The following is an 8628-nucleotide window of genomic DNA, read 5'->3' as shown; positions in this document are numbered from 1 at the left end:
CGTTAGAAGCGTTACTCTCAGAGACACCACACACGCTGGGTGTTGCAACGACCACATGAAACCGCCGGGTTTCCAGCCTCACCGAAGCCCGTCCGCTGACCGAGTCCCGTCTGTTCACCGACGGAAGCCGTGACACCGCCCGACTCGGGGGTCATGGAGAGCAGGATCACCGGGGCCGACAGCACGATCGAGCCGATGAGCCGGTGGCGCAGCGAGGTGCGTGCAGTCGGCTGGGTCTGCCCGCGGGCCGCAGCACGTACCTGGCGCGGCTCAGGCGAGTTGCGCGGTGTACCCGGCTTCGTCGACGGCCGCGAGTACGGCAGCGGTGTCGACCGGGTCTCCTGCGGTCGTGACGCTGAGCTGACCGGAGGCCGCGCTCACCGAGATGCCGGTGACTCCAGCGATCTCGCCGACTTCCGATCGCACTGCGCGCTCGCAGTGATCGCAGGTCATTCCGGTGACGGTGAATGCAGTCGTAGCCATGCGTATGCTCCTTCGAGGTGAGGGACGGAGTGCTCCTTCACGTCGACAGTATACCCTGTGGGGGTATGTTGCAAGGGCGTCAGGAGTCCCTCCGGAGCGCGCGGCGGCCCGCCGAGAGCCGGACGCGGCTCAGCGACCAGACCAGCGCGCCGCTCGCGAGCAGCGCGATCAGCAGCCCCAGGATCGTGCCGACGAGCGCTCCCCCGCCGCGCTCCGGGAGGAGAAACCCGTACGGCACCCACCCGTCGGTCGCGCCGCGCACCAGTACGACCCCGATCCACGCGAGCGGATACGGCAGCACCAGCCATAACCGGCGCCACGGGAGCGGCGGGCGATCGCCGACGCCGATCCAGTCGAGCAGGAGGAGCGCCGGGAACACGATGTGCAGCACGGCGCTGACCCACGGAGGCGCCGCGCCGGTGCCCGGTACGAGTGCGTTGTAGATCACGCCGACGATGAGCATGCACGTGACGGCGACCCCGCGCGCCGTCGCGGCCCAGCGCGGTGCTGGGCGCTTCCGCGCTCCGCTGCTACCGAGTGCGATGAGCAGGATGGCGGAGAGCAGGCTCGTGAGGTTCGTGAAGTAGCCGAAGAAATCGAATGGGTTCATGCCGCCCACGCCCTGCAGGTACGTGGTGCAGAGAATGACGATGACGATCGCGCCGACGGCGATGCGCGCCCAGGCGACGGTCACGGGTGCCCGGCTCATCGCTTCGGCCATTCCCAGCGCGGCACGTCGAGCAGACCCTGGCCCGCGACTTCCGTGCCGTCCCCGTCGGAGACGAGTTCGATGGCGGAACCCGCGTCTTCGAGCGCCTGGCGCAGTACGCTCGAGTGGGTGACGACGACGACCTGCGTGCGGTTCGCCGCGGTCGCGATCAGCGAGGCGAGCGCCGGGATCAGGCTTTCGTGGAGCGATGCCTCCGGTTCGTTGACGACGATCAGCGGCGGCGGATCGGCCGGCAGCAGCGCCGCGCAGAGCAGCAGGTATCGCAGGGTGCCGTCGGAGAGCTCCGCCGTCGAGAGCGGCCGGAGGAGGCCGGGCTGACCGAGCATGAGGCGGAACACGCCGCTGACGACGTCGATCGAGACGCGCGACCCCGGAAACGCGTCGGAGACGGCATCGGTCAGATCGTGATCCTGCGCCGCCTCGATCGCGGTCGCCCAGACCGCGGCCAGATCGGCACCGTCATCGCTGAGCCACCGCGTGCGCGTGCCGACCTGCGGAGCGCGGGCCGGGGCGTCGCGGTCGGTGCGGAAGTGATCGTAGAAGCGCCATTGCGCCATGCGATGCCGCAGGCGGAGCGTGTCGGGCAGTGCGGTCGCGTCCTCGAGATCGAGCAGCACGCTCTGCCCGGGGCCGAGGGTCTGCTGCAGCACGCGCCATCCGTCGTCTCGCACGCGCACCGCCGCACGCGTGCGATCGACGATGACGGATGCCGGCCGGGCGAACGGCCCGACGAAGACCTGCTCCCGCTTCACCTCCGGATCCTGCGTGAAGAAGCTGCGGCCGCGGTCGAGCTGCGGCAGGCCGAGATCGGTGAGGTAGCCGAACTCATCCGACCCGAAGCCCAGCCTGAGGGAGACCGGGCGCCCCGGGGAGGCGCCCTTGATCGGACCCGATGCGCGACGCGACACCTCTGGACCCGCCCAGAGCACGCTCGCGAGCCCGCCTTCCCGGGCGATCGACCCCACGATGCGACCCTCGCCGGCTGCCGCGAGCAGACGCAGCGCCCGGTACAGATTGGACTTGCCGGTGCCGTTCGCTCCCGAGACGATCGTGAGCCGGTCGAGTGGCACGATCAGGTCGACGAGCGATCGGTACCCCGAGACCGCGAATGTGGTGAGCATGGCTGCATTCTTGCAGCGGCCCCCGACAATCGCCGCTACGCCGCCGCGATGAGGGCGAGCGCCGTATCCACGGCCGCGGTCGCACTGCTCCGGTCGATGCGAGCGAGCGCGAGTGCCGCCACCACCTGGCCGGTGCAGGCGTCGGCGAGGCGATCCGCCGCACCCGGGTCGAGGCGGGGGAGCCGGGCGGTGATGCCGCGCTTGAGGGCTGCGCGCAGTTCGTCGCGGTACGCCGAGACCGATGCGGCGACCGCCGCGTCTTCGCCGATCGGAGCGCCGGCCGTGTTGATGAGCATGCACCCGCTGCGCGCGGCGAGCGACGCGGGATCCGCGAAGGCGTCGCGCAGTCCCGCCAGGTAGCCGATGACGGCATCGGGTGAGACCGACGCTGCCGTCAACGGCTTCAAGCGGGGGCGGATGACGTCGTCGAGGTACTGCTCCACGGCAGCGTCGAAGAGTCCGCGCTTCGAGCCGAAACTGTTGTAGATGCTCGAGCGCCGCAGCCCGGTGGCCCGTTCGAGGTCGGCGATCCCGGCGCCCTCGTAGCCGGTCGTCCAGAAGGCGTCCATCGCGGCGCGCACGACTGCGTCGCGGTCGAAGGAAGCTGTACGTGCCATGAGTGCGCCTTTCAGGACTGATCGTTCCAGTATATATTGGAACGACTGTTCCATATAGCCCGGTTCGTTCCGAGCCGGCATCCGAGGGCGCAGGATCGCCCGCACACTCTGGAGGTTCCACGTGACCGCACCCGTCAGCACACAGATTCAGCTCGTCTCCCGCCCGAGCGGTTGGCCCACGCACGACGACTTCCGCACCGTGCAGGTTGAACTCGGCGAACTGCAGCCGGGCGAGGTGCGCGTGCGCAACGAGTTCGTGTCGGTCGATCCTTACATGCGCGGCCGCATGAACGACGCGCGCAGCTACGTCGCGCCGTACGCGCTCGGCGAGCAGATCCAGGGCGGCGCCATCGGCCGAGTCGTGGCCTCCGCCTCTGACGAGGTGCCAGAGGGCGCGGTCGTGCTCCACCAGCACGGGTGGTCGGACCTGGTGCAGGCAGACGCAGCGACGTTCCGCGTCGTCCCGGAGATCGACGGGGTGCCGCTCTCATTGCGCCTCCACATCATGGGAATGACGGGCCTCACGGCGTACGTCGGTCTCACCGCCATCGCCGGCCTGCGCGAAGGCGAGACCGTCTTCATCTCGGGCGCCGCGGGAGCGGTCGGCACAGCGGCGGGCCAGATCGCGAAGCTCCTCGGAGCGGCGCGGGTGATCGGCTCGGCGGGATCCGCTGAGAAGGTGGCGCTGCTCACCGAGAAGTACGGATACGACGCGGCCTTCAACTACAAGGACGGCGACGTGCGCGGCCAACTCGCCGCCGCAGCTCCCGACGGCATCGACGTCTTCTTCGACAACGTGGGGGGCGACCACCTCGAAGCGGCGCTCGATGCGTTCAACGACGACGGCCGCGCGGCGCTCTGCGGGGCGATCGCCGAGTACAACACCTCGGAGACCACCCCGGGGCCCGACAACATGGCGAATCTCATCACACGCGCCCTGAAGCTCGAGGGCTTCACCGTCGGCAAGCATCTGCAGCACGCGCCCGAGTTCCAGCAGCGGATGGGCGAATGGTTCGCCGCTGGGAAGATCGCGTACGACGAGACGATCGTCGACGGCATCGACCACACCGTCGACGCGTTCCTCGACATGATGCGCGGCGCGAACGTGGGCAAGATGCTCGTGCGCGTGTAAGGCGGCGAGATCCGCCGCGGGCATCTCTCCGAGCGAGCGATCAGCTCGAAAGCGCAGTTGATGCTCGCCGCTCAGTGCGAATGGCGCCGGATCGCGCTCTCGCGTCCGTCCCCATCCGCCGTCCGCAGACGACGCAGCGCCCGGACCCCATCCTCGGGGCCCGGGCGCTGCGTGTCACTGCGAACAACAATGTGCCCGCCTCTCCTGTGCGAGCGACGGACACATTGGCCTTGCGGGCGATCGAGCCGCGGCTGCGCTGGCTCTCACGCCGGGATTACTGCACCGGCGAGATTACTTGGCCGGGGGCATCAGAACGGTGTCGACCAGGTACACGGTCGCGTTCGCGGTCTGGACTCCGCCGCAGATGATGTTCGAGTCGTTGACCATCATCTCGTCACCCGAGCCGGTCACCTCGAGGTCAGCGCCCTGCACAGTGGTGTGCATGCCTGCGATGTCAGCCGGCTCGATCTGGCCGGGCACCACGTGGTAGGTGAGGATGCTGCTGAGCAGGTCGCTATCGGTCTTCAGCGTATCGATGGTGCCGGCGTCGATCTTCGCGAAGGCGTCATCCACCGGTGCGAACACGGTGAACTCGTCGCCGTTCAGGGTGTCGACGAGGTCGACGTCAGGGTTCAGCTGACCGCTGACCGCCGAGACGAGCGTCTTCAGCATCGGGTTGTTGGATGCCGCGACTGCGACCGGATCCTGCGACATGCCCTGGATCGAGCCGTCGCCCTCTGGCACTGCCTCAGCGTATGCCGCGCAGCCGGGGCCGACCAGGTTCGCTGCCGGATCCATGGCGTCCGACGACTCCGCCGGCTCCTCCATGGGGGTCTCTTCCATCTGCTCCGTGGTCTGGTCTTCGGCGGCTTCGTCCGACGCTCCCATGGAGCAGCCGGTGAGCATTGCGGCGCCGACAAGCGTCATTGCGAACGCGGCGCCGAGGGTCTTCTTCTTGGTGAACATGGTTCCTCCTCGAGATGAGATCCGCAGATTTCCGCGGCTTGTAAACGTCTTCGGAGCCCTCCCGCGGTCGGATGGGAAATTGATCGAAAAAGTTTTCCGGGTGCCTTCGCGGTGTCGTGTCCGTGCGCGGGATCGCGGGAGCGTGCGCGCCCTCGCGCGCGCCCGCGCGCGGACAAGAACTGCTGGCCCGGCATCCGCAGTGAGGCCCGCACGAGACCCGAGCTCTCCTGGCCTCAGACCCATCCGATCGGCGCTCCGCTCCGAAGTACCTCGCAATAGGAAGGCTTCTCATGGACATCGTGCTTATCGGTCTGCTCGGCGGACTCATCACCGGCATTTCGCCGTGCATTCTCCCGGTACTGCCGGTGATCTTCCTGACGGCCGGCGCGCAGCCGGCCGCGCCGGGGAAGGCGCCGGAGGTCATTCCGGCGAAGCGCAGCCGCCCGTTCTGGATCATCGCGGGGCTCGTGCTGAGCTTCTCAGTGGTGACACTGCTCGGATCGGTGCTGCTCGGGCTGTTGAACATTCCGCAGAGCGCGATCCGCTGGGCCGGCGTCGCCGTTCTGCTGATCATCGGCGTCGGCATGCTCTTCCCCGGGTTCGAGCAGCTGCTCGAGAAGCCGTTCCAGCGGCTGCCCCGCCGCAAGGTCGGCGAGGGAGGCAACGGGTTCGGCATGGGTCTCGCGCTCGGAACGGTATTCGTGCCGTGCGCCGGCCCCGTGCTCGGTGCGATCATCGTGGCGGGTGCGACCGGCCAGATCGGCATCGAGACCGTCCTGCTCACCTTCTCCTTCGCGATCGGCGTCGCGCTGCCGCTGCTCGTCTTCGCGCTCGCCGGCAGCAAGGTCGCCCAGCGCATCCGCGGCTTCCGCAAACGCGAGCGCACGCTGCGCATCGTCGGCGGCGTCGCCCTGATCGCCCTCGCCGTCGGGCTCGCGTTCAACGTGCCGCAGGCGCTGCAGCGTCTGCTGCCCGATTACACGGCCGGCATCCAGAAGGATCTGGCCGAGAGCGACGCAGGCAAGAGCGCCCTGAATCTGGGCGGTCTCGTCACCGACGAGAATCGCGATCTCGACAAGTGCGCGAACGACGCCGACGAGCTCGCGTCGTGCGGCAAGGCGCCCTCGATCAAGGGCATCGACAACTGGTTGAACACGGAGGGCGGCGAGGCGCTCGATCTCGACGAGTTGCAGGGCGAGGTCGTGCTCATCGACTTCTGGGCTTACTCCTGCATCAACTGCCAGCGCTCGATCCCGCACGTGGTCGCCTGGGATGAGGCCTACGGCGACAAGGGACTGAAGGTGATCGGCGTCCACTCGCCAGAGTACGCATTCGAGAAGGAGCAGTCGAACGTCGAGGCCGGCATCAAGGACTTCGGCATCGAGTACGCGGTCGCCATGGACAACAATCTCTCGACCTGGACGAATTACCGCAACCGCTACTGGCCCGCCCACTACCTGATCGATGCGGAGGGCACGGTGCGACACATCTCGTTCGGCGAGGGCAACTACGATACCACCGAGAAGCTCATGCGAGAACTGCTCGAGGATGCGAATCCCGACGAGGAGCTGCCCGCTGAGACCAACATCTCGGATGCGACGCCGGAGGTCGGCAGCACCAGCCCTGAGACGTTCCTCGGCTCGTCCAAGGACCGCAACTTCGCGGGCCCCGGCGACTACCGGGCCGGTGAGGGCGAGTACGAGTTCCCGAAGGATCAGAAGCAGGACACGTTCGCGCTCGACGGCAAGTGGACGATCGAGACGCAGTACGTGACTCCGACCGACGATTCGGAGGCGAACATCCGCCTCGACTACCGCGGCCAGGAGGTGCGAGCCGTCATCGCGGGCAGCGGCACGATCGAGGTCGCGGTCGAGGGCGGTGGCACCCGATCCATCGAGATCGACGGAACGCCGCGCTCCTACCGAGTGGTGGAGGCGGATGATCCGGCCGAGGGCACGCTCGATGTGCAGGTTCCCCAGGGCGTGCAGGTCTACTCGTTCACCTTCGGGTAGGCCCCGATCGCATAACGGATTTGGACTCGAGGCACGAGACGAAGGCAGAGTGGAGGTGAATGAGGCATGCTGAGTGTGATGGTCATTGACGGGGTGGAAATACCGGAGGACGGCGCGAGCGTCGATCCGGCGGATAGGGCGCTCGCACGCGCCGCGGTGGGAGACCAGCGCGCCTTCGCCGAGCTGTACGATCTGCTCTCGGCCCGAGTGTTCGGTCTGATCCTCAGGGTCCTGGTCGACCGGTCGCAGAGCGAGGAGGTACTGCAGGAGGTCTTCCTCGAAGCGTGGCAGACCGCGGATTCGTTCAATCCGGAACGGGGCCGGGCTCGCACGTGGCTCCTCACGATCGCCCACCGGCGAGCGGTGGATCGTGTCCGCGCCTCGCAGGCGTCCCGCCGCAGGGACCTCGCCGCCGGTACGCGCGACTTGGCCGAAGCGCAGCCGGCAGTCGATGAGGAGGTGGAGCTCATGATCGACGGCACGCGTGCCGTGCACGGCCTCAGCGAACTCCCCGAGCCTCAGCGCCGCGCGATCGTGCTCGCCTACTTCGGCGGGTACAGCCAGAGCGAGATCGCCGTGCTCCTCGGAGCACCGCTCGGCACCATCAAATCAAGAATTCGAGACGGTTTGACCCGTCTCAGGAAAGAAATGGAGGCGACGCGATGAACGAGCAACAGTTCCGCGAGCTCTCCGCTGCCCGCGCCCTGCATGCGCTCTCCCCGGAAGAGGAGCAGAGCTTCTCGGAGGCGCTGGCAGCTCATCCAGAATGGCTCGAGGTCGTCGACGAGGATCGCGAGACGGTCGGGGCCATCGCCGTTTCGACGCCCGAGGTCGCGCCGCCCGCTGGAGCCCGCGCCGCGATCCTCGATCTGATCGCGCGCTCGCCGCAGTTCGAGGCCGGTCACGAGCCCGAGCCCCGCGCGGAGGCGACTCCGACGCCTCGAACGACGCCCGCCCGCCCGGGCGATCTGGTGCCGGAGCTGATCGAGGAGCCGGATGATCCGGAGCTGGCGTTCAAGCGTTCGCGCCGCAAGGCGGCCTGGTTCGGGCTCGCGGCGTCGGTCGCGGTGCTGCTCGCGATCGCGCTCGCGCTGCCGATGGGTGGAATCGTGGCCCCGCAGGATCCCGTTTCGGTCGCCCTGCAGCAGGTCGAGTCGGCGCCCGACTCGCAGTCGACGACGGTCAGCGTCGGATCGGCGGAAGCGACGCTGCACTGGTCGGACTCCACGCAGCAGGCCGTGTTCATGACGGACGGCATGGAGGCGGCGCCCGAGAATCACGATTACGAGGTGTGGCTCGTACGCGGCGATCAGCCGATCTCGCTCGGCGTCATGCATGCCGACGCGAACGGCGGCGCTGCGGTGCTCGCCGAGGGGTTCACACCCGGCGATGCGCTCGCGGTGACGGTCGAGGATCGCGGCGGGTCGCCCACGGGCGCCCCGACCACCGATCCGATCGTGGTGGTAGCTTCGGCCTGAGCCGGCCGCGGGCGCGCAGACACATGCCCACCGAAAGCGCGTTTCGTGCGCTCTCCTCACAGGAACAGAGCACGAAACGCGCTTTCGTC

9 protein-coding genes are annotated in these 8628 nt (G+C 68.2%); 4 read left to right on the top strand and 5 right to left on the bottom strand.

Going from position 1 to position 8628, the window contains the following annotated elements; genetic code table 11:
- Window positions 1-270: 270 nt before the first annotated feature.
- From ABFX18_RS01955 to ABFX18_RS01940, 4 genes are all read right to left on the bottom strand, one after another.
- The gene (locus ABFX18_RS01955) at window positions 271-483 is read right to left on the bottom strand and encodes a heavy-metal-associated domain-containing protein (RefSeq protein WP_090145687.1); all 213 of its coding nucleotides are present in this window, start codon (window positions 481-483) and stop codon (window positions 271-273) included.
- Window positions 484-562: 79 nt separating this feature from the next.
- Complete coding sequence (locus tag ABFX18_RS01950; RefSeq protein WP_346057198.1) at window positions 563-1192, bottom strand: Pr6Pr family membrane protein; 630 nt, start codon at window positions 1190-1192, stop codon at window positions 563-565.
- Window positions 1189-2334, bottom strand: a complete 1146-nt coding sequence (locus ABFX18_RS01945) for an AAA family ATPase (protein ID WP_346057197.1) — start codon at window positions 2332-2334, stop codon at window positions 1189-1191. Before ABFX18_RS01945 ends, ABFX18_RS01950 begins: the two co-directional genes overlap by 4 nt.
- Window positions 2335-2369: 35 nt before the next feature.
- Window positions 2370-2951: a TetR/AcrR family transcriptional regulator gene (locus ABFX18_RS01940; RefSeq protein ID WP_346057196.1), complete on the bottom strand. Its 582-nt coding sequence runs from the start codon at window positions 2949-2951 to the stop codon at window positions 2370-2372.
- 121 nt (window positions 2952-3072) lie between these two features.
- Between ABFX18_RS01940 and ABFX18_RS01935 the strand changes: the two genes are divergently transcribed.
- Window positions 3073-4083, top strand: a complete 1011-nt coding sequence (locus ABFX18_RS01935) for an NADP-dependent oxidoreductase (RefSeq protein WP_090145675.1) — start codon at window positions 3073-3075, stop codon at window positions 4081-4083.
- Window positions 4084-4374: 291 nt separating this feature from the next.
- Here ABFX18_RS01935 and ABFX18_RS01930 read toward each other — a convergent pair whose 3' ends face one another.
- Window positions 4375-5049 carry a fasciclin domain-containing protein gene (locus ABFX18_RS01930; protein ID WP_090145672.1) on the bottom strand — a complete coding sequence of 225 codons (675 nt, stop codon included), beginning with the start codon at window positions 5047-5049 and terminating at the stop codon, window positions 4375-4377.
- A gap of 290 nt (window positions 5050-5339) precedes the next feature.
- Here ABFX18_RS01930 and ABFX18_RS01925 point away from each other — a divergent pair, with 290 nt between their 5' ends.
- From ABFX18_RS01925 to ABFX18_RS01915, 3 genes are all read left to right on the top strand, one after another.
- Complete coding sequence (locus tag ABFX18_RS01925) at window positions 5340-7061, top strand: cytochrome c biogenesis protein CcdA (protein ID WP_346057195.1); 1722 nt, start codon at window positions 5340-5342, stop codon at window positions 7059-7061.
- Window positions 7062-7127: 66 nt separating this feature from the next.
- A complete protein-coding gene (sigK, locus tag ABFX18_RS01920) occupies window positions 7128-7727 on the top strand; it encodes an ECF RNA polymerase sigma factor SigK (protein ID WP_249290809.1) in 600 nt (199 codons plus the stop codon).
- Window positions 7724-8539 (top strand): anti-sigma factor, encoded by an 816-nt coding sequence (locus tag ABFX18_RS01915; protein ID WP_346057194.1) that lies wholly within the window; start codon window positions 7724-7726, stop codon window positions 8537-8539. Before sigK ends, ABFX18_RS01915 begins: the two co-directional genes overlap by 4 nt.
- The last annotated feature ends 89 nt before the right edge of the window (window positions 8540-8628 follow it).

The organism is Leucobacter alluvii (genome assembly GCF_039530485.1).
GTDB classification, from domain to species: Bacteria; Actinomycetota; Actinomycetes; order Actinomycetales; family Microbacteriaceae; genus Leucobacter; species Leucobacter alluvii.
This window is presented reverse-complemented; position numbering and strand designations above follow the sequence as displayed.

What these genes read in the sequence shown, in the direction of transcription:
- ABFX18_RS01915 (WP_346057194.1), top strand. Translation starts at nt 7,724, where the DNA reads ATGAACGAGCAACAGTTCCGCGAGCTCTCCGCTGCCCGCGCCCTGCAT.
- ABFX18_RS01940 (WP_346057196.1), bottom strand. Translation starts at nt 2,951, where the DNA reads ATGGCACGTACAGCTTCCTTCGACCGCGACGCAGTCGTGCGCGCCGCG.
- ABFX18_RS01945 (WP_346057197.1), bottom strand. Translation starts at nt 2,334, where the DNA reads ATGCTCACCACATTCGCGGTCTCGGGGTACCGATCGCTCGTCGACCTG.
- sigK (WP_249290809.1), top strand. Translation starts at nt 7,128, where the DNA reads ATGCTGAGTGTGATGGTCATTGACGGGGTGGAAATACCGGAGGACGGC.
- ABFX18_RS01930 (WP_090145672.1), bottom strand. Translation starts at nt 5,049, where the DNA reads ATGTTCACCAAGAAGAAGACCCTCGGCGCCGCGTTCGCAATGACGCTT.
- ABFX18_RS01955 (WP_090145687.1), bottom strand. Translation starts at nt 483, where the DNA reads ATGGCTACGACTGCATTCACCGTCACCGGAATGACCTGCGATCACTGC.
- ABFX18_RS01950 (WP_346057198.1), bottom strand. Translation starts at nt 1,192, where the DNA reads ATGAGCCGGGCACCCGTGACCGTCGCCTGGGCGCGCATCGCCGTCGGC.
- ABFX18_RS01925 (WP_346057195.1), top strand. Translation starts at nt 5,340, where the DNA reads ATGGACATCGTGCTTATCGGTCTGCTCGGCGGACTCATCACCGGCATT.